Annotated in this window: 23 protein-coding genes; 9 read left to right on the forward strand and 14 right to left on the reverse strand. The window is 42.6% G+C overall.

The genetic code is table 11. The features are described from left to right. Window positions 1–284: 284 nt before the first annotated feature. The 3 genes from K941_RS0109865 to pheS are packed head-to-tail and all read right to left on the reverse strand — an operon-like array spanning window position 285 to window position 1,844. Entirely contained in the window at window positions 285–542 is a 258-nt protein-coding gene (locus K941_RS0109865) for a type II toxin-antitoxin system VapC family toxin (RefSeq protein WP_029103489.1), read from the reverse strand. Window positions 543–545: 3 nt separating this feature from the next. Beyond that, on the reverse strand, window positions 546–776 hold the full coding sequence (locus K941_RS0109870) for a hypothetical protein (RefSeq protein ID WP_029103490.1): 231 nt from the start codon (window positions 774–776) through the stop codon (window positions 546–548). 9 nt (window positions 777–785) lie between these two features. Further along, window positions 786–1,844 carry a phenylalanine--tRNA ligase subunit alpha gene (gene pheS / locus K941_RS0109875; protein WP_051226007.1) on the reverse strand — a complete coding sequence of 353 codons (1,059 nt, stop codon included), beginning with the start codon at window positions 1,842–1,844 and terminating at the stop codon, window positions 786–788. Between the two features lie 299 nt (window positions 1,845–2,143). Between pheS and K941_RS16490 the strand changes: the two genes are divergently transcribed. The 6 genes from K941_RS16490 (at window position 2,144) to K941_RS0109910 (ending at window position 8,320) form a co-directional block, all read left to right on the forward strand. Beyond that, window positions 2,144–3,256, forward strand: a complete 1,113-nt coding sequence (locus K941_RS16490) for a porin (protein WP_029103493.1) — start codon at window positions 2,144–2,146, stop codon at window positions 3,254–3,256. Between the two features lie 178 nt (window positions 3,257–3,434). After that, window positions 3,435–4,463: a siderophore ABC transporter substrate-binding protein gene (locus K941_RS0109890; RefSeq protein WP_036388085.1), complete on the forward strand. Its 1,029-nt coding sequence runs from the start codon at window positions 3,435–3,437 to the stop codon at window positions 4,461–4,463. A 357-nt stretch (window positions 4,464–4,820) separates the two neighbouring features. After that, a complete protein-coding gene (locus tag K941_RS0109895; protein WP_029103495.1) occupies window positions 4,821–5,822 on the forward strand; it encodes an ABC transporter permease in 1,002 nt (333 codons plus the stop codon). Window positions 5,823–5,831: 9 nt separating this feature from the next. Continuing rightward, window positions 5,832–6,806: an iron chelate uptake ABC transporter family permease subunit gene (locus K941_RS0109900; protein WP_036388087.1), complete on the forward strand. Its 975-nt coding sequence runs from the start codon at window positions 5,832–5,834 to the stop codon at window positions 6,804–6,806. Window positions 6,807–6,848: 42 nt separating this feature from the next. Then, window positions 6,849–7,547 (forward strand): CPBP family intramembrane glutamic endopeptidase, encoded by a 699-nt coding sequence (locus K941_RS0109905; protein WP_029103497.1) that lies wholly within the window; start codon window positions 6,849–6,851, stop codon window positions 7,545–7,547. An 11-nt stretch (window positions 7,548–7,558) separates the two neighbouring features. Then, window positions 7,559–8,320 (forward strand): iron ABC transporter ATP-binding protein, encoded by a 762-nt coding sequence (locus tag K941_RS0109910; protein WP_029103498.1) that lies wholly within the window; start codon window positions 7,559–7,561, stop codon window positions 8,318–8,320. Between the two features lie 65 nt (window positions 8,321–8,385). Here the strand turns inward: K941_RS0109910 and K941_RS0109915 are convergent, their stop codons facing one another. Next, window positions 8,386–8,817: a helix-turn-helix domain-containing protein gene (locus K941_RS0109915; protein WP_029103499.1), complete on the reverse strand. Its 432-nt coding sequence runs from the start codon at window positions 8,815–8,817 to the stop codon at window positions 8,386–8,388. 130 nt (window positions 8,818–8,947) lie between these two features. Between K941_RS0109915 and K941_RS0109920 the strand changes: the two genes are divergently transcribed. Continuing rightward, window positions 8,948–9,331: a hypothetical protein gene (locus K941_RS0109920; protein ID WP_084137740.1), complete on the forward strand. Its 384-nt coding sequence runs from the start codon at window positions 8,948–8,950 to the stop codon at window positions 9,329–9,331. A 165-nt stretch (window positions 9,332–9,496) separates the two neighbouring features. Here K941_RS0109920 and K941_RS0109930 read toward each other — a convergent pair whose 3' ends face one another. The 7 genes from K941_RS0109930 to creC form a co-directional block, all read right to left on the reverse strand. Next, window positions 9,497–10,681 (reverse strand): MFS transporter, encoded by a 1,185-nt coding sequence (locus K941_RS0109930; protein ID WP_036388089.1) that lies wholly within the window; start codon window positions 10,679–10,681, stop codon window positions 9,497–9,499. A 244-nt stretch (window positions 10,682–10,925) separates the two neighbouring features. Further along, window positions 10,926–11,192, reverse strand: a complete 267-nt coding sequence (nqrM, locus tag K941_RS0109935) for a (Na+)-NQR maturation NqrM (RefSeq protein ID WP_029103502.1) — start codon at window positions 11,190–11,192, stop codon at window positions 10,926–10,928. Window positions 11,193–11,302: 110 nt separating this feature from the next. After that, window positions 11,303–11,527 carry a hypothetical protein gene (locus K941_RS0109940; RefSeq protein ID WP_029103503.1) on the reverse strand — a complete coding sequence of 75 codons (225 nt, stop codon included), beginning with the start codon at window positions 11,525–11,527 and terminating at the stop codon, window positions 11,303–11,305. Next, a complete protein-coding gene (locus K941_RS0109945) occupies window positions 11,514–11,813 on the reverse strand; it encodes a BrnT family toxin (RefSeq protein WP_029103504.1) in 300 nt (99 codons plus the stop codon). Before K941_RS0109945 ends, K941_RS0109940 begins: the two co-directional genes overlap by 14 nt. A gap of 332 nt (window positions 11,814–12,145) precedes the next feature. Next, entirely contained in the window at window positions 12,146–12,316 is a 171-nt protein-coding gene (locus tag K941_RS17165) for a hypothetical protein (RefSeq protein ID WP_156892323.1), read from the reverse strand. Continuing rightward, the gene (gene creD, locus K941_RS16495) at window positions 12,309–13,871 is read right to left on the reverse strand and encodes a cell envelope integrity protein CreD (protein WP_051226008.1); all 1,563 of its coding nucleotides are present in this window, start codon (window positions 13,869–13,871) and stop codon (window positions 12,309–12,311) included. Before creD ends, K941_RS17165 begins: the two co-directional genes overlap by 8 nt. Before the next feature lie 90 nt (window positions 13,872–13,961). Further along, window positions 13,962–15,422: a two-component system sensor histidine kinase CreC gene (gene creC, locus K941_RS15480; RefSeq protein WP_167539600.1), complete on the reverse strand. Its 1,461-nt coding sequence runs from the start codon at window positions 15,420–15,422 to the stop codon at window positions 13,962–13,964. Window positions 15,423–15,621: 199 nt separating this feature from the next. Here creC and K941_RS15485 point away from each other — a divergent pair, with 199 nt between their 5' ends. Both K941_RS15485 and K941_RS0109970 read left to right on the forward strand, forming a co-directional pair. Next, on the forward strand, window positions 15,622–16,572 hold the full coding sequence (locus K941_RS15485) for a hypothetical protein (RefSeq protein WP_147287535.1): 951 nt from the start codon (window positions 15,622–15,624) through the stop codon (window positions 16,570–16,572). Next, the gene (locus K941_RS0109970; protein WP_036388092.1) at window positions 16,550–17,245 is read left to right on the forward strand and encodes a hypothetical protein; all 696 of its coding nucleotides are present in this window, start codon (window positions 16,550–16,552) and stop codon (window positions 17,243–17,245) included. Before K941_RS15485 ends, K941_RS0109970 begins: the two co-directional genes overlap by 23 nt. Here K941_RS0109970 and K941_RS0109975 read toward each other — a convergent pair. From K941_RS0109975 to K941_RS0109985, 3 genes are all read right to left on the reverse strand, one after another. After that, window positions 17,238–17,969: a response regulator gene (locus K941_RS0109975; RefSeq protein ID WP_029103506.1), complete on the reverse strand. Its 732-nt coding sequence runs from the start codon at window positions 17,967–17,969 to the stop codon at window positions 17,238–17,240. The two genes, K941_RS0109970 and K941_RS0109975, sit on opposite strands and share 8 nt — an antisense overlap. A gap of 103 nt (window positions 17,970–18,072) precedes the next feature. Next, the gene (locus K941_RS17795) at window positions 18,073–18,714 is read right to left on the reverse strand and encodes a hypothetical protein (protein ID WP_036388094.1); all 642 of its coding nucleotides are present in this window, start codon (window positions 18,712–18,714) and stop codon (window positions 18,073–18,075) included. Window positions 18,715–18,723: 9 nt separating this feature from the next. Beyond that, a partial coding sequence (locus K941_RS0109985) for an IS5/IS1182 family transposase (RefSeq protein WP_029103507.1) occupies window positions 18,724–18,970 on the reverse strand: 247 nt, incomplete at its 5' end.

The following is an 18,970-nucleotide window of genomic DNA, read 5'->3' on the forward strand; positions in this document are numbered from 1 at the left end:
CTCTTATTTGGTTTTTTTATGTATTAAATCTTTAAAGTTTTAACACAATCGTATTTTAAAATACAGTTATCATAAGTAATTAAAGTTAAATTTTCACTCATGGCTTGACTGATTAACAATCTATCAAAAGGGTCTCTATGCACAAAAGGCAAATTTTCTAATTAGACTTCCTGCAAAACTAGGCTTTCCGTTCGCCCCGAGCTTGTTGAGGGGTGGCGGAAAACCGTTATGGTTCGACAAGCTCACCACGAACGGTTTTCCTTATTTTGGGTTTTGCAGGAAGTCTATTGTATGCAATGTTTTGATAAGACAGCCAATTCATCATAACCACCGTCCAACAAATCATCATACAGTCCTTTTGGATTTGCCCCAACAATATCAAGTTTGTCCAGTTTTGATTTGATTGCCACTTCCCAAATATTTACTGAACTAAAATAAATTTTATGATTTTTATTTAATAAAATTTGTTCAAGTTCATAAGTGATTTTATGGGGTTCATAATTTAACCAAAGTACAATGTGGGTATCTAATAAATACGCCATGTCTTACAATTCCACGCCAAACAATCTTGCCACTTCATCATCATATTTATTAATATCATCGGGAAATTTGGCTTTACCTGCGGACATGCCGATTTTTCTGGGTTTATCCGCAGGTTTTTCAGCAGGCTGATTGGGCAACACAATGACCGTTACTGTCTGATTTTCAAGATTGGGAATGGGGTCAAGCCAAGTCAATTGACCGTTTGTGATGACCGCTTGATAAGCATTTAGCATATGACTTCCTTAAGCAAACTGCCCCAAAAATCTTACATCATTTTGGAAAAATACTCGCAAATCATCAATGCCATAATACAGCATGGCAAAGCGTTCAATGCCCAGCCCAAAGGCAAAGCCTGTGTATTCGTCAGGGTTAATGCCACAATTACGAAGCACTTGCGGATGTACCATGCCACAGCCTAAGACTTCTAGCCATTTGCCAGAGTCGGACAAAATGTCCACCTCCGCAGACGGCTCGGTAAAGGGGAAAAAGCTCGGACGAAACCGCACGGTCATTTCCCTGCCAAAAAACGCATTCAAAAATTCATGAATCACGCCCTTTAACTCGGCAAAATTGGACGATTTTGAAATCATCAAACCTTCCATTTGATGAAACATGGGCGAGTGCGTCTGATCGCTATCACAGCGATACACACGCCCAGGGCAGATGATTCGTAGGGGTGGCTCTGATTTTTCCATCGTGCGAATCTGAACGCCTGATGTGTGTGTACGAAGCAGATAATGAGCGTCAAAATAGAAGGTGTCGTGCATGGCACGGGCAGGGTGATGGTCGGGGATATTGAGTGCCTCAAAGTTATAATAATCGCTCTCAACCTCAGGACCTGTCGCCACGCTAAATCCCGCCTGCACAAAAAACTGCTTCATACGCTCTGTGGTGTGCGTAATCGGGTGCAGTCCACCTGTGGGGCGGTGGCGTGGCGGGAGCGTGATGTCGATTTGCTCTGCCATGAGCTTGGCGTTTAGGGCTTCTTTTGCCAATACCGCCCCACGTTCATCAAGGGCGGTGGCGATACGGGTGCGAAGCTCGTGCAAGTACGCCCCGTAGGTTTTTTTGCCCTCGCTGTCAAGTCCGCCCATTTGCTTAGATAGGGCGGTAATGGGGGATTTTTTGCCTTGCAATGCCCCTTTTAATTCTTGTAATTGGGCGGTGTCGTAAGCCGTGCCAATCGCTTTGATGACCTGTTTGGCATAATCATCAAAATCATCACTGCTAATGTCTGCTAGGGGTTTATCCAAATGCGATAGGGCAAGCACCACATCTAAGGGAGAATGAGTATCAGTCATGTTCGTTATCATCATGAATTTAAAAGAACTATTGTAAAAAATAATTATAAAAATGTAAACAAAAACCACGCTATTTTGGCAAAAACTGACAAATTATGGGCAAAACATGACCGATTTTTTGGGTTTTTATGGATTATAGTAAAAAATATTTGCAATATGATGTAATTTTATGTATATTTACCTTGCAGTTATGAAACTTTAATTTGTATCAAGATAAACGCTGTTGTTATCATGGCAGGAATGCTTAATTAGGATTAATTAAGTGGACATGGTAACACCGCCTCAGCTTAAGGAACATCATGAAACATTTTTCCGCTCAAAAACTAGCCATCGCCACTTCCATTGCCCTTGGTGCCATGCTTGCCACAACCGCTCATGCCGACCCTAAAATTTCAGGTCGTCTTTATCTGAGTACGCTTTATGAGAATAAAGATGTTACTGAGACCAACACAGTCACCAATGCAGTATCCAAAACCAATACTGACCGTACGACGTTAAATTCGGGGGGTTCTCGTATTCGCTTTACAGGCGATGAAAAGCTGACAGATGATGTTACTTTGGATTATCGTTTAGAATACAGTGTCTTTTTGGATAATGATGCTGTCACTAGTGATGGCAAAAGCTTAAATTTTGCTGCTCGTACCACTTATTTGGGATTAAAACATAAAGATTATGGGCATCTGGCCGCAGGTCGCATGTACACCCCTGATGATGACATTGATTATGTCAATGCAGGCTATCTATATGCCTCAGGGGCGGAAGCACCATTTAGCTATCATGGTCAGCGTACCAATAATACGTTCCAATACACCAGTCCAAAAATTAATGATAAGACGCAGTTCAAGCTCCATTATGCCATGGATGAAGACATTGGAGCGTATGTCAGTGGTTCCAATAATCACGGCGGTGCAGTTAGTGGCGTTTTTGTCAATGGCGAACAAACTACAATCAGAAGAGATTTGATTGCAGGTCATGTGTTGCATGAAGATGAGAAGTTTGATGCAGGACTTGCTTATACCTATGCAGGCGAGTTTAAAGCCTTGCGTGGCATGGTGTGGTTAAAACCTACTGATAAGTTTAAGTATGGCATCATTGCTCAGCAAACAGACTACAATAGTGGTAATAAAGAATTAGGTGCATTAATCACGGGCTATTACAGCATGGATGATAAGACCGATTTTTATGCTCAAGCAGGCCATGCTGATAATTTTAAAGGTTTTAAAGATGGTGAACGCACTGTTGCCAGTATGGGTATCATCAAATGGTTAAAGCGTGATGGTGGTACTAGGGTTCGTGCATTTGGTACATTAAACTATGATGACCGCACTGAATTTAAATACACCAACGACCAGCTCATCAAGGTTCAAAGCGATGCCTTTGGTGTGGAAGCAGGTTTGCGTTACGATTTCTGATAATTAGACAGCATAAAACCAGTCATAACAAATGGCTGGTTTTATTTTTGTCAAAATCACAACTGGCAATCTAAATTATTTGTTAAATATTCCTATTTTCATTGATTTATCAAAGATTTTTGGTTAAAATATGTAACCATCATTTATTTTTCTTGTTTTGTCATATATAGGACGTGCTATGTTTACCAAAAAACTTTTAGCCCTTGCCGTTGTTGGTGTGTTTGGTCTGACCGCTTGCAATCAAGACAAACCTGCAACCACAGACACCGCCCCTGCCGAGCAAGCCCAATCGGCACAAACCAAACCTGCTGACACCACAGCAACCCCTGCCACAGGCGATGTTACCATCAAGACCGCCACAGGCGAGCAGACCATCCCTGCCAATCCTAACCCTATCGCTGTTTATGACATGACCGCCCTACAAAACCTAAAAGCCTTGGGCGTGGCGGTGCAAGGCATGCCGTCAGCCGAGATGACTGCCGAGCGTATCGCTACCCTAAACCTAAAAGCGGACGGCACGCCAGACGGCACAAGCGTTGGTACGCTATTTGAGCCAAATTTAGAAGTATTGCACAGCCTAAAACCACAAGCGATTTTTGTGGGTTCTCGTATGGCAGGAAAGAGCGAAGAGCTTGGCAAAATCGCCCCAACGTATAACCTAACCATCGACACCAATGACATGTATGCGTCAAGCAAACAGCAGATTACCGATTTTGGTAAAGTGTTTGGTAAAACTGCCGAAGCCGACAAGCTCATCGCCGACATTGATACTGCCATCGCCGAGACCAAAAAAGCGGTAGAAGGCAAGGGCAATGGGCTTGCCATTCTTATCAATGGCAACAAAATGAGTGCCTATGGCAAAAACTCACGCTACGGCTATCTACACACCACATTCGGCATTCCTATGGCGGACGCTGACGTGAACAAAAACGAAGAGCGTCATGGTCAGCCCATTAGCTTTGAATATATCCAAAAAATTGACCCTGATTGGCTGTTTGTCCTAGACCGCACGTCAGCGATTGGCGAAGAAGGCGTATCGGCTAAGGAAGTGCTAAATAACCCACTCATGCATAACACCAAAGCCTATAAAAACAACCAAATCGTCTATGTCAGTCCAGATTCTTATCTTGCTTTTGGTGGCTATTATCAATGGCTAAAAGATGCTAAGATTGTTGCCGATGCGTTTAATGCAAAAACAGCTCAGTAATTGATGTCGGGTGTAAAAAAGGGGCGGATTTTATTCGCCCTTTTGCTGATTTTTATTAGTATTGTTAATTGATTGTGTTTGTAGTGAATTTGTAGGGGAAGTTACATTTGCCCTGTACCATAAGTGTTTTTTGGGCGTTGTATTCGCCCCTACACATCCAAATTTTAAACATGGTTATTTAAATTCAAAATATACCAAAAGGCGTGGAAAGCACGCCCCTACAAAGGCATTATTTTAAAAATGCAAATTGGGGCATATATTTTGATTTGATCATATCAATTTATCATATAAGCCCATTTCAAATTATAAACCTCTTTGCCCCACCATGCACCTTAGGAATTATCACTTGGGAACCCTATGACCACAGCGACACTCTCTACCCCGAAGTCCGCCCCAAAATCTCGGTGGTCGCCAGCATTTGTCAATGTTGGTGCGTTTTTGCTTTTGTTTGTTTTGATTGTCATCAGCATTTCGGTGGGGGTGGCGGATTTTTCATGGGCAAAACTCTTTGACGACACCGACCACAGTTCACAGCTATTTTTGGTGAGCCGTCTGCCCCGTACGCTCGCTTTGATTTTGACAGGGGCGAGCATGGCGATAGCAGGCATGATGATGCAGGTTGTGCTAAAAAACCGCTTTGTTGAGCCGTCTATGGTTGGGGCGACACAGTCGGCGGTTTTGGGGATTTTGCTCACAAGCCTATATATGCCAACCTTGCCCCTTTTGGGTAAGATGAGCGTGGCAACCGTCATGGCGTTTGGCGGTATGATGATTTTTATGCAGATTATCAAACGCTTACCGCCCACCGATTTTCTCATCATTCCGCTTGTGGGGATTGTGTTTGGGGGGATTATTGATTCGGCGACCTTGTTTTTGGCGTATCAGACCGAGACGGTGCAAATGCTGTCGGTGTGGCGGTTTGGCGATTTTTCTAGCGTGCTGGCAGGGCGGTATGAGACCTTGTGGCTGGTGGGGATTTTGTCCGCCATTGCTTATATCATGGCAGACCGTTTGACGATTATCGGGCTTGGGGACGGTATCGCCAAAAATTTGGGGGTCAATAAAGACGCCGTCATGTGGCTCGCCATTGGCATGGTGGCGATGATAAGTGCGGTGGTGGTGGTTACGGTGGGGGCGATTAGCTTTGTGGGGCTTGTCGTGCCAAATATCGTGAGCCGTCTGGTCGGAGACCGCCTACGAGTATCGCTCCCTGCGGTGGCGTTGCTTGGTGCGTCTTGTGTCCTTTTGTGCGATATTATTGGGCGTGTGATACGCTATCCCTTTGAAATCCCTGTCTATGTCGTCTTTGGCGTGCTAGGGTCGGCACTGTTTTTATGGCTTTTGTCAAAATCAAAATAGGGGCGTGTGATGAATTTTATAAAAAAGTTATTGGGCAATCCTATTTTGTTGGCGTTTATCGTGCTTGTGATTGGCTGTGGGCTGTATTTGACCTTAAATGTCATCAGTTGGGATTTTGCCTTGCCCCTGCGTACTCGCAAACTCATTGCTTTTTTGGTGGTAGGCTATGCGGTGGGGGTATCTACGCTGTTGTTTCAAACGCTTACGCATAACCCCATTTTAACGCCAAGTCTCTTGGGCTTTGATGCCTTATATGTCTTGATACAGAGCCTGATGCTGTTCTTTTTGGGTATGCTAAGTTATGTCACCTTGCCAACGGTGGGTAAATTTGCCTTTGAAGTGGCGGTCATGATGTTGCTGTCGGTGCTTCTGTTTCGCTTTTTGTTTACCAAGCACAATCAGGATTTGACACGACTTATCTTGGTGGGCGTGATTTTTGGGACGTTGTTTCGTAGCCTATCCTACATGGTCGCTCGCATGATAAATCCTGATGAATTTGTTACCGTACAAGCCCAAAGTTACGCCAGTTTTACCGCCGTCAATGTCAATCTGCTCATCACCAGTGTGGTGCTGTCGGTGGCGACTTTTATTTATGTGTGGCGACAACGGTTTGCGTTAGACGTGCTACTCTTGGGTAGAAATTGTGCCATTTCGCTTGGCGTGCCGTATCATAAGCTGTCTCTTGGTATTTTGATGACAATCTCGCTACTGGTGTCTATGGCAACCGCCCTTGTGGGTCCGATTACGTTTTTTGGGTTACTTGTGTGTGCTTTGACCAATCGGTTTTGCACCAAAATGGCTCATGGCGAGAGGCTGATTTTGGTAACGCTCATCGCCAGTAGCACGCTCATCGTGGGACAGGCGGTGTTTGAGCATGTCTTTAAAATGGCAGGCGTGCTTGAAGTGGTAATTGAGCTGTTTGGCGGGGTGGCGTTTTTGCTACTGATTTTTATGCAATATAGCAAACAACGTACAATGCAATAATTCTTAATACATAAAATTTAATCTATAAATTTAGGTTGTTGAATGAAAAATAAATTAAAATCATTGCACTTATTTGATGTGGTTATTTTGGCGATTATATTTTTTGGCTTTGCCATTTATAGTTCCAATATGCAGTTTTTTGAATTGATAAGCCATGAGCAGGTTGCTCCTGAGACTTTGGAATTCAACAGTTCAAGTAATTGGTCGGGGATTTTGAGTGAAATTGTGGCATTATTGGTGGCGTTTGGGTATTTGACCTATCGTAAATTTGATTTTAAACAATTAAATTTTAGTGTCAATCGCTGGACATTGCCAAAAGTGGTGCTATACATTCTCATTGCAGGAACGGTGGCATCGCTTTATGAGTATTTGCAATACTGGGCTTTTCCCGAGCTTTATCCAACCACAGAGGCACATCATGGGGCAAGCGAGCATTTTAGTATGTGGTCTGTTTCCTTTGTTTTATTTGCCCTGCTAAATGGCTTTTATGAGGAAGTGTTTTTTATTGGATTGGTGGCATTGACCACAAAAAAACATTTGCCCCTTGCCATTGTGTTTACTTTGTTTGTGCGATTTGCCTTTCATACCTATCAAGGATTGGCAGGAGCATTAACCATTACTACTTTGGGGATTGTGTTTTTGTTATTACGCTATAAAAGTGATGAATTGTTGCCATTTACTTTGGCACATTCATTTTTTGATTTATTTGGGCTTGGCTTGCCTTTGTATTTGTTGGAATAATTGGGGTATTTATGATAAAAGTAAAAAACGTTAGCCACAACATCGGCGATTTACCCATTTTAAAAAACGTAAACTTTGAGCTACCCACAGGGCAAATCATTGCACTCATCGGAGCGAACGGGGCGGGCAAAAGTACGCTGTTTAGCCTGATGGCTCGCATGAATCCTTTGCAGGACAAATCCGCCTGTATCAGCTTTGATGGGCATGACATCAGCACCGCCACAGATAGTGATATGGCAAAAGTGGTCGCCATGCTCGCCCAAGAAAACCACATTCAGGGGCGACTGCGTGTGCGTGAGCTGCTCATGTTTGGGCGTTATCCTTATCATCAGGGCAGACCCACACAGGCGGATAAGGATAAGGTGGAGGAGATGATTACAACCTTTGAATTAGAGCCACTTGCCGAGCGGTTTTTGTCGGATTTGTCGGGCGGTCAGCGTCAGCGTGTGCTGATTGCCATGGTGGTGTGCCAAGATACGCCGTATATCCTGCTTGATGAACCGCTCAACAACCTAGATATGTACCACGCAGGACGACTCATGCGACAGATGAAGGTGCTGGCAAGTCGTGGCAAAACGGTAGTCATCGTGCTACACGACATCAACCAAGCGTCCCAATTTGCCGATACGGTTGTGATGATGAAAGGGGGCGAAGTGGTGTCGGTGGGTACGCCAAAAGACGTGCTAACCGCCGAAAACATGAAAGTGCTGTATAACGTGGACGTAACGGTACTGATGCACAATGGCAAGCCGATTGTGGTGGATGTGGTGTGAAAAAGGGGCGAGTGTTCGCCCTTTTTATTTAACCAGAATTTAATTGTTATTGATTTTCCCTGTTTCTATTCATATTTTGACAAATTCTTTTCTAACAATTCAATATGTTTGTTTAGACTTTGAATTTCTCTTAATTGTTGTGCCAATAATTCATCTTTATACTGAATGGTTGCCCGTGCTTTTTCTAATTCTGCTAATAAAGTTTCATGTCCTGATTTGCCACAAATATAATAATTTTGGTGGTTACTACTATCGCCTGTTTGTTGATTGTCGCCTGCAATAAAAAACGTTGCACCATTTTCGCAAAAATCTAAAAATTCTACCGTTGTCATGTCAAAAACCTTAGCAATTTTTTCAATTTTAGGTAAATTAGGATTACCCAAATTTCTCTCAATATGACCATAACCGTTTGGGGTCATATTGAGTTTCTCTGCAAGCTCATCTTGTGTCATGCCTTTTAACTCTCTTAAGAATTTTATTGCTGTGCCAATTTTCATGTTTCCCCCAAAACTTTTGTGTGTTAGGCAAAATATTATTAGTTGGATTTTTAGCATCTGTTATTTTATCATAAACCAAAATGATTTCAACAGTAAAAATTCTTTATTTCTTTTTTTATTGGGAGTAACTATGCATTTTATTATAGTAGTCGCATTAATAGTCTTTGGTTTTCTATTTTTTAATGCAAAGGGTGGTAGTGATGAAAGTGTTGGCGAGACATTGGAAGTTCTTTCAGGACAGAGAGCTTATTCATGTGAGGCTAGTGCTGATGCAGTGGTTCAGAATAAGCTTGCTAGAGAATTTAGTGTCTCAGAAGATAGTGTTAAGAAATCAGATTATAGGATATTGGGAATAGAAACGGTAACTTCTTCAAAAGAAGTGAATACTTGTGAAATTAAGATTAAGTCGCAGGGAGAAAAATATATTGTTACCTATAATGTCATGATAGGTGATGAAATAGGTTCTTTTTGGACAATGTTTAGTACCATTGATAAGATAGTAGATGAAGAATAAGAGCTAGTATACTTAAAAGGTTAATGAGTTGGGTTTCATAACTCAACTCATTTTATTGAAATGTTTAGGTTTTAGATTTCAAGCTATTCCCCACCAAAAACCCTGCCAAACCAATCACCAACGCAGGCACGACAGCGTGCAAATCCCATGAGGCAATCATATCACTCAATCCACCCTATCCCCACGCCCAGCCAGCCAGCCAAAACCGACATTGACACACATTAGAATAAACAGCACATACAGCGACAGCTCCCAAGTGCCTGTTTTTTCGTACAATTTACCCAGCACCAACGGGCCAAAAAACGCCACGCCATAGCCCACCGCCTGCACCATGCCCGACAAATCCCGAGCGGTGTCAAGCCGTGTTGTACGAATAGAAAACAGCATGAGCGACAACGTAAAAATACACGCCCCGCCAAAGCCCATGAGTGCCGACCAAGTCATGAGATAATCAGGGAACCAAATCAATCCGCCCGACCCCACCACGTTGGCAAGGCTTGCCACTAAGGCAATGATTTTTATGGGAAAATTTCTTTTGATTAAAAAGGTTAATAAAAATATCGCCACAGGAGCGGACAGCTGAAAAGCAAGGGCAAGTCCGCTTGCGTTTGCCAAATTTAGCCCATAACCTATGCCAATGGACGGCAAAAAGCTTGCCACTGTATAAAACAGTAACGACTGTATCCCCATATACACGCCCAAATACCAAGCATCCTTGCTTTTCCATGCGTTAAAATGGCTGGGCGTGCTTGTGGTTTGGGCGGTGTCGGCATGATATAACTTATTGATAAATAATAACATAAAAAACGCCATCACCGCAAATACCCCCCACCATGACAAAGCCACCTGCCACGACACCACGCCCATGAGCGGTACGACCAGATAGGCACACAGCCCTGCACACACCGACATGGATAGGCTAAATACGCCTGTGGCAAGAGCGATGTGATTGGGGACGTATTTTTTGATGAAAGGAGCGGTTAGGGCGTTTAATAGCCCAATGGCAAGCGACAAAACAACCGTACCGACAAACAGCCCACTCACCCCAAGCCACACCCGAGACAGTACACCGACCGCCAGCACCGCACCGCTTATCATCATCATAACTTCTAGCCCAAAACGCTTGGCGAGCATGGGAGCAACCAGAGCCCCAAAGGCAAACATTGGCATGGGAAGCGACCCCAACAGCCCAATGGCGGACACCGATAAGCCCAGTGCGTCTGTGAGCGTGGGAGCGACCGAGCCTAGCATGACAATGGGCGAACGCATATTTATCGCCAATAGTACAAGCGTGATGATAAGTAGGGCAAGGGGCAGGGCGGATTTGTGGGAGTGTGGGGTGTTTGGCATGGCGGTTTGGTGTGGGTAAAGATGGGATTTTAACAAAAAAGGGTAAAGCTTGAAAAGGGAAAAATTTAGGATAAATACAGTGAATTGACCCTAATTTGCACCAATTCTGTATTTTTTAAATGATACTTTTGTAGAGGCGTGCTTTCCACGCTCGTTGGTGTATTTTGAGGTTAAGTAATCATAAAAGAAAAAGGGCAAATAATTCGCCCTTTTTAAAATTCAAATAAGTTTTAAAACCACCAAATCAAACCTCTTTGGCAATCTTATCCAATGTTGCTTTGTTGGCGAGCATGGCTTTTTTGTCGTCTTCGGTTAGGGTTTCGCATTTGTTGGGGTCATTGCCACAAAACTGGCAAAACTCATCGCCCATTAGTGTCGCCACACCCCCACACGAGCCTTTTAGGGGTTTTTTCTTGACCAAATAACCAATCCCCATAAACAAAAAAAACAGCACAAACACCCCAAACGTTACAACAAACATGGGGATAAATTGGGCGAGCAAATCATTCATGGTATTCTCCTAATTGATAGAGATGAAGGGTGTATTATAAAGAATTTTGCCAAAAAAATCAGTCCGTTTTTTGTAATGCTTATGCCAAAAAACCGTTCATGCCATGCGTTTTAAGTGGCAAACAAAACCCTAATCATCGTGTTTAATCGCTCCCTGTCTTTGGGGGTGTTGTGCTGTTTGATGACTTCTTGGACATCGCTGTCAAAAAAATTGCTCAAATCATCATGGGCTTTTTTTCTTGCCCTTGCCTGTAAGATTTGTGGGTTTTTGGTGGGTGTCGCCCCACTAAAATCAAAATCTTTATAGCGTTCATAATCTGGGTCAATATTTTGCATTGGCATACTCCTTTTCTTGGTTTTTACTTGGAAAAAAGGCGGTAATAATGCGATAAGTCTCGCCCCTTTGCGTCCAAACCACGACCAATAATCGTGCTTGATTGCTCATACCGATTGTTAGGGTTCTTTGTTCATCATAATCGCCAAAATCATCTTTTTCAAGGGCGTTGTCATCAAAAAATACGCTCACCACTTCATCTAATGTAATGCCACGATTTTTATGAACAAGTTCGTACTTTTCATCATGCCATTCAAAAATCAACCCAAATAAGCTAAGAATTGGCATAAATACTGTCCTGTTCTGTAATCGTTTGTTAAAGGGTTTGGCATATTTTCAATAAAATAATTTTTTATTAGACTTCTTTCCAAACCCAGATTTTTGTGGATTTTTAAAAATTTCAACCCTAGTATTTATAAGGGTTTATTTTTAGTTTGGAAAGAGATTTATTATAAAGAATTTTGCCAAAAAAATCAGTCCGTTTTTTGTAATGGCTGACCAGTAAATATTTACCCTTTATTAAAATTCTAAATCAGGGCGAATATAATTCGCCCTCCATCACACGTCCAAACTTTAAAAACTTAAAAGGCATTGTTATTTCACAATGCCTTTTATTTACTCTACACCACTTCCACCCCTGCACACACCTGCCGATGGAAGCTCATCAACAGCTTTAATTTTGGCACATACAGCCAATGCAAAAACTCCACGCAGTTATCTTGTTCAAATTCATTTAAGATTGCCGATTTGGGTTTGCCGATTAGGGTGTTTACGGTTGTGATATTAGTCATGGGCGATCTCCTGATTGGTTGGGTTGGTAGTTTGGTTGATTGTGGCAACTTGTGGCAGTTGCGTGCGTGGTGTGGGCGGTGTATTGTCGCTTTCATCACTTTTATTGTCATCATTTTGCCCTGTCATGCCATACCAATCCACATGACGAGTAGCAATCATCACCACGGCGATACACACAAAGGAGAACACCGACCCCATAAGCAGGTTCATGCCACTTGCCGAGAGTATAGCATAAAAGCACGCATACAACGTCCCCAGCACCGCCCCAAAGCCCATGCCACGCCCAAACGAGCCGAGCATATAGCAAGCATACCAACCGATAAGCCCCACACAGGCAAGGCTTGCGATGATATAGGCATACAAGAAGGCAAAGTGTTCGGCAAGTGATAACAGCAGTAGATAAAACACAAGCAACGCACTTGCCACGAGCAGATACTGAATGGGGTGAATGCGTAAACCTTTGGTAACTTCAAACAAAAAGAACGTCCCAAATGACACCATGATGATAAGCAAGGCATATTTAATACTGCGGTCGGTCTTGGTGTAGGTGTCGTTTGTGTGGATAAAATCGGTCATCAGAGCGTGGTGCGTGTGTTGGTCAAAATCGCCCATGATGCCCCGTGATAGCTCCATGATAAGTTTTTGATTTTGCACGCCTAGCACATGGGCTTGCCATGTCGCCCCAAAGCCATTGTCGGTGAGCGATTTGTGCGTGGGTAGGGCTTGCCCGTGGAATTTGGGGTTTTGCCAGTTGCTGTTTAGGGTAACGGTGTTCATCTCGCCAAGCGGTAACACGCCAAAACTGCCAATGCCCGACACGTCAAGCTCAAACTGCACATTTAGCTCCCCACTGCCCATAAATTCATCTTTCATAAATTCATCCAAGGTCATGGGCAAAGCCACTTCCAAATGCGGTAGGGCGTTGTCTGTGCCAAAGGTGGCAGGATAGCTTTTGCCATTGACGGTTACATCGGTTGGCATGACACCCCGTAAATCACTTAGGGCAATGATAAGCCTTAGTGGTTTGGGAATGTGGACGGATTCGGTAGGTGTGGCAGGCGTGGGTGTTGCTTGGGTGGTTTGGGGGTTTTGGGTGGCGACTTGTTCGCTTGGGGTGGATTGAGCTTGTTGATTTTGAGCCTGTTCGTTTTGCGTTTGGGTATCGGGAGATACCGTTTGGGCAGGCTCGGCAGGCTTATCAATGTGTAAGCTGTGGGCGGTGGCGTGGGTATTAAAACTCTGCTGTACGACTACTTTTGTGCCATAGCTTATCGCCCGATAAATGCCCCGTTTGTACTCGTCATCTCGCACATTGCTTGTCGCCTTGATGTCGCTTTTGGTGGGGAAAATGTAGTGCGTCTCATCGCCATGTCCTGCGACCAAAAAGGGCGTGGCTAGGATTTGCGATGACACATGGGACGACTTAATCTCGCTGATGACCTCATCGTGATAAAATTGTCGCTCGCTCACAAGTCCGCTCACGAACATCAGTCCGACAAAAAACACAAGGCACACCGCCCCGATGAGTGATAATTTTGTACCGATTTTTTGCATAATGAACTCCTAAAAACATGAAGTCATTATAAAAATCGTCTGTGCAAAAATGATGGAAAAAGGTGGGACTTTTATGGAAAATGTGTGAAATCAGCGTGGCACACTCATCACCACAACCACATCGTTGCCCTTATCTTGCCCAAAACTCACCGCTCCGCCATGTAGCTCTATCACTTGCTTAACCAGCGTCAGCCCAAGCCCTGTGCTTTTTTGGCGGTGGCTGTTGCCCATGCTAAAATACCGCTCAAAGGCTCGCTTGATGATAAAGTCGTCCAGCGTGTCGCTGTCGTTTTTGATATGGATAAACGTATCCGTCTCGGTTTGGCTTATATGAATGACTATTGTGCTTTTGCCATAATAAATGGCGTTGTCAATGACGTTTTGCACCGCTTGGGTGAGCCAAAATTCATCGGTACGGATATGGATACCGCTTTTGGTAAATTGCACGGTTCTGCCAAGCTGTTTTAGGGTTGCCGACTGCTGATTTAGGCAGGTTTGAATGAGTGCGTCCAAATCAACATCGCTCATGGTAAGTTTAAAGGTGGGCTGTTCAATCTTGGCAAGCGTCAAAAGTTTGTCCACTAAGGCGGTCAATTTGTCCGTTTGCGATAGGATAATGCCGGTAAACTGCTCACGCTCAGTAAGACTCAGCTCGTCCGTCAAAATCTCGCTACTGGCACGAATGGCGGTCAGGGGTGATTTTAGCTCATGCGTGAGCGTGTGGACGTACTCGCTGACGTACGCCTTGTTTTCTATGGTGTCTTTCATGGCGTGAATGCTTGCCATGAGTTCGTTCAGCTCTCGCCCAAGATAAAAATGGGGCGGAGCGGTGCTGGCAAGCCCTTTGGTGTAGCGGTTCACGCTGTCTATGCTGCGTCTTAACCACCATGCCATGAGCGTGGCGGTGGCAAGCGTGATCGCCATAATCGTTAAGATAATCTTAATAATCTCATCGGTGCTTTTGTTGATATAAGGGATAAGCGTTTGGGTGGGTTTGCCAACGGACACCACGCCAATTATCTGCCCGTCTGAGACAATCGGGCTTGCCACATACATGACCGAATGCCCGCCGATGTCAGTGCTTCTTGCCCCGTATTTGCCACGCAAGGTCAGATACACGTCATTCCAACGGCTAAAATCCGCCCCCACGCTCGCCCCACGACTGTCATAGATGACCACGCCTGTGCTGTTCGTGATATAGATGTGGTAAGTGCTTGTGGATTTTTGATCATACCAAATTGGCGTGCCAGCAAGCTCGCTTGGGTCGGTAAAGGCGTGGGATAATTTGGTGTTAAGGGATTGATTTAACTCATCTTTTGATAAATCTGCCACGTCATCTGCCACGATGTGCGACAGTAGCACTGATGTATCTACAAGGCTGTCTTCTACCACACGCTTGGCGGACGGTCGCACGGTTTTTTGGACATAATATAGGGCAAGGGACGATGACAACAGGGTAATCAAGGCAAAGGTGAGCCATATCCGCACAAAAATGCTAAAACTTAGGCGTTTTTTAAAAATGCGGTCAAGTAGGGTGTGGAGTGTGGGCATGAAGCAAATATTTTTTTGAAAAAAACATTGTAACATGTTAAAAAATATTTGTGTTGTTTTTTACTTTGTAGTAGAATGACGAAGAGAGATGAGTTAGTTAATTCAAAATTATTCAAGACCGTGTCCATGATTGGTTGGATTTACGGTTTTTTGAGTATCAAAAAATGCTGTATAACAAAAAATAAGGGTTGTTATGTTTATGGATTACTCAAAAACTAAACAAGATTTTGAAAATTTTGTTGAAAATCATCTTGGCGCAGACAAACTAAAACAACTCAAAAACATACATCGAGGCGGAATTAATAATTTAAAAGGTGCTCAATACGAGCAGTATTATTTGTTGTTCAAAACATTTGAAATAGCAAATAATGCAACGCTTGATTTGTCAAAACAATATTTAGAAACGCAGGTTTATGGATTTGTTGATGATATTGCTTATATTGATAAGCAGAATAATATCAAGTATAGTTATCAAGCCAAAAATTCTAATGGTCAAACCGCTGATTGGAATAATGAGCAAGAGCAGAGATTTTTACAGCAAAGAAAGATAGACCTTGACTTTTTTGGGTTTAGTGACTCATATTGCTACTTGCTAGTATCAGATATAAGCAAGGCAGATATCAACAAAACCAAAATAACTCACACCAACTTTACTTGTGAATTTTTTCCATACTACACAAAGGTGGTTGACTTATTGGGACACAAACCATTCAAAGAATATATTGATAATTTAATTGAACCAAATGCCACACTTGCGGACAGAAATTATGCAACCAGCCTTATTTTAGGCATATTATCTAATGATGAGTTTGGTTCTATTCAAAATATTTTTGAAAATGCCCAGTCAGAGGCTTACCCAAATCCTTTTATTAAATTTAGAAAATCAAACCAACCAATTCCCGATTGGCTGACTAAATATCTAGAAGGGTTAAAACTGCAGGTTCAATATAAATTGCATTATGGCAGATTGAAAGTCAAATTTGAACAAGGGCTTGAACTTTCGGTTGATGTGGATACATTACCAAATCAATCGCCTACACAAAATCCAACCATGGAGCAATTGATTGCACTTTTAATGCAATGCTCAATGAAAAAATTGCAGAACCCAAATAAATGGGAGAACCCAAATGAACACCTCTCGTCAATTTAGCGTATATACCACGCCATTAGCAAAACAACATTTGCAAGGTCTATTGGAAGATAAAAATCCATTAACCTACCAAAAGCATATGTATGTTTTGGGAGAATTATTATCCCAAAACATTATTTCGCAAATTGACAATAAAGACGGGGTGTTACTAATATCCACTGCTGAGGATGCAGATTATTTGCAACTTGGCGTGCAAGATGAATTAAAAAAAGCAAACTTTAATACCAAAATGGCAGTTTTTTGGAATAATCATTATCAGCCCAGTTATGGGAGTAGTGTTGCTCCTATTGTACATAAATATTTAGAACCAAACTATCATACCGCCAAAACCGTTATTATTGTCAAATCTGTTATATCGGGCAGTTGTGTGGTACGTACAAACCTATTAGAGCTTTTTGATACCATCAAAGAAGCCACAAAGATTTTTATTGTATCCCCCGTTATGCACATCAACTCTCAAGATACTCTAAAAGCAGAATTTCCAAATGATATTGCCAATAAATTTGAGTTTATTTATTTTGCTATTGATGCACAAAAAGACAAGCAAACAGGCGAAGTTATTCCGGGTATTGGCGGACAGATTTATGGTTTGCTAGGCTTGACAGACCAACCAGCAAGAACTGGCTATATCCCAAAAACCATTCAAAAGCGTATGGGCTTAACGATTAATTAACAAGTCCATACCCAAGCCCCCGATACGTGATAATAATCTCATCACCACACACTTCGCCCAATTTTTGGCGTAAGGTCTTGATGTGGCTATCAATGGTGCGTGATAGGCGGTGTTCGGGGTGGTCGGAAATGCTTGCCAAAATCTGCTCACGGGACAAAATATGCGTGGGATTGGCAAGCAAGGTGAGCATGATACCAAGCTCGGTTTTTGATAAGGTCAAGGCGTGATTATTTAGAAAAAGTGAATAATCATGGGCTTGATAACGCCAAGTATGCGTGCCCGTGGTTTTGGTAAAGTCGGTGTGGGCAGGGTCTGATTTGCCTGATGTATCAGATTTGTCCGATTTTTGGGTAAAGATATTCTCTCTACGCCATATCGCTTTTAGCCGTGCTATCAGCTCTCGGGGGCTAAATGGCTTGGCGATGTAGTCATCCGCCCCCAGCTCCAAGCCCAAAATGCGGTCTATCTCGTCCGTGCGTGCTGTCAAAAACAGTATGGGGGCGTGGGCGTGCTTGTCGCCTTGGCGTATCATTTGGCACACGCCAAAACCGTCTCCGTCAGGCAATCCCACGTCCAACACGACAGCGTCAAGGCGTGGCGTATCAAGGCATAGGGCGACTTTGGCAACGGTGTCCGCCCATGACACGGTATAGCCTTCACGCTCTAAGGAAAAACGCAAGGTCGTGGCAATGGCAGGGTCGTCTTCGATGATGAGAATGTGCATGGTGTGGCATAGATGTTAAGTTATTTCCATTATACGCCAAAATTATGGATTTTTGTGGGGTGTGGGGATTTTTCATGGATTTTTCACATTTGCCCAAAAATCATCAGCCTTTCATATTTTTGATAAGATTGCCGATTTGCTCTACACCATCAAAGGTGCTTGGTAAGTCATTACTATCGGCTAGAATATTACTAAATATCACATTTTCAAATTTTTCTAATGCACTTGGGTCGTCTTGTTTGATTTCTTTGGCGTATTTAGCGTAATCTTGAATAAACTGACAGAGAGCAACTCTTAATTCAAGTTGCATAATTTGTGTTTTTAATGAATTATGTTTTATCAACATAATGCGAAAAAAATAAATTAAAATTAATTCCAAGCCAATACTAATTGCAATTTTCCCCCACATAACATCATCTGAGTAATTTTGATATATATTATGAAAAAATAAAAATACTATCAGAATACCCATAGCAATTAAAGACATCATTAATATAAAAGCATCCGTCTCCTTTTTGCCTAACAACTCTTCAAATCCTTTGTTAAGCAGAACGAAGTTATAACGACTTTTTAAGTCATCTAATTTATCAGAAAAACCTTCAATCTTTGTTTGCTTGCCTTCCAAATAATCAGTAATCTCTTGTTGCTTGGTTGCTATATTTGCCGAATACTCACCAATTTTGTTCTCAACTTCATCCTTGTTTCTTTCATAATTTAAAAATGCTTGAAAATCTTTATTAGACATCCTGCAAAACTACCCAATCCACCCAAACACGAGCTTTACCCTAAGTTCAAATCTTGCCAATGATTTACGATAGGTGGTTGAGAACATTTTAAAGGCCTTAAACTTGGCAAAGATATGTTCTACTCTCACCCGTGTTTTAGACAATAATGCGTTATAATCTTTGGCTTCTTGTACAAGTGGATATTTCTTAGTTTGTTTTAGTGGCGTAAAGGCTTGCTTGTATAAATGCTGTATGCCTTGATAACCACTGTCTGCT

Source organism: Moraxella caprae DSM 19149, assembly GCF_000426885.1.
In the GTDB taxonomy this organism is placed as follows: domain Bacteria; phylum Pseudomonadota; class Gammaproteobacteria; order Pseudomonadales; family Moraxellaceae; genus Moraxella; species Moraxella caprae.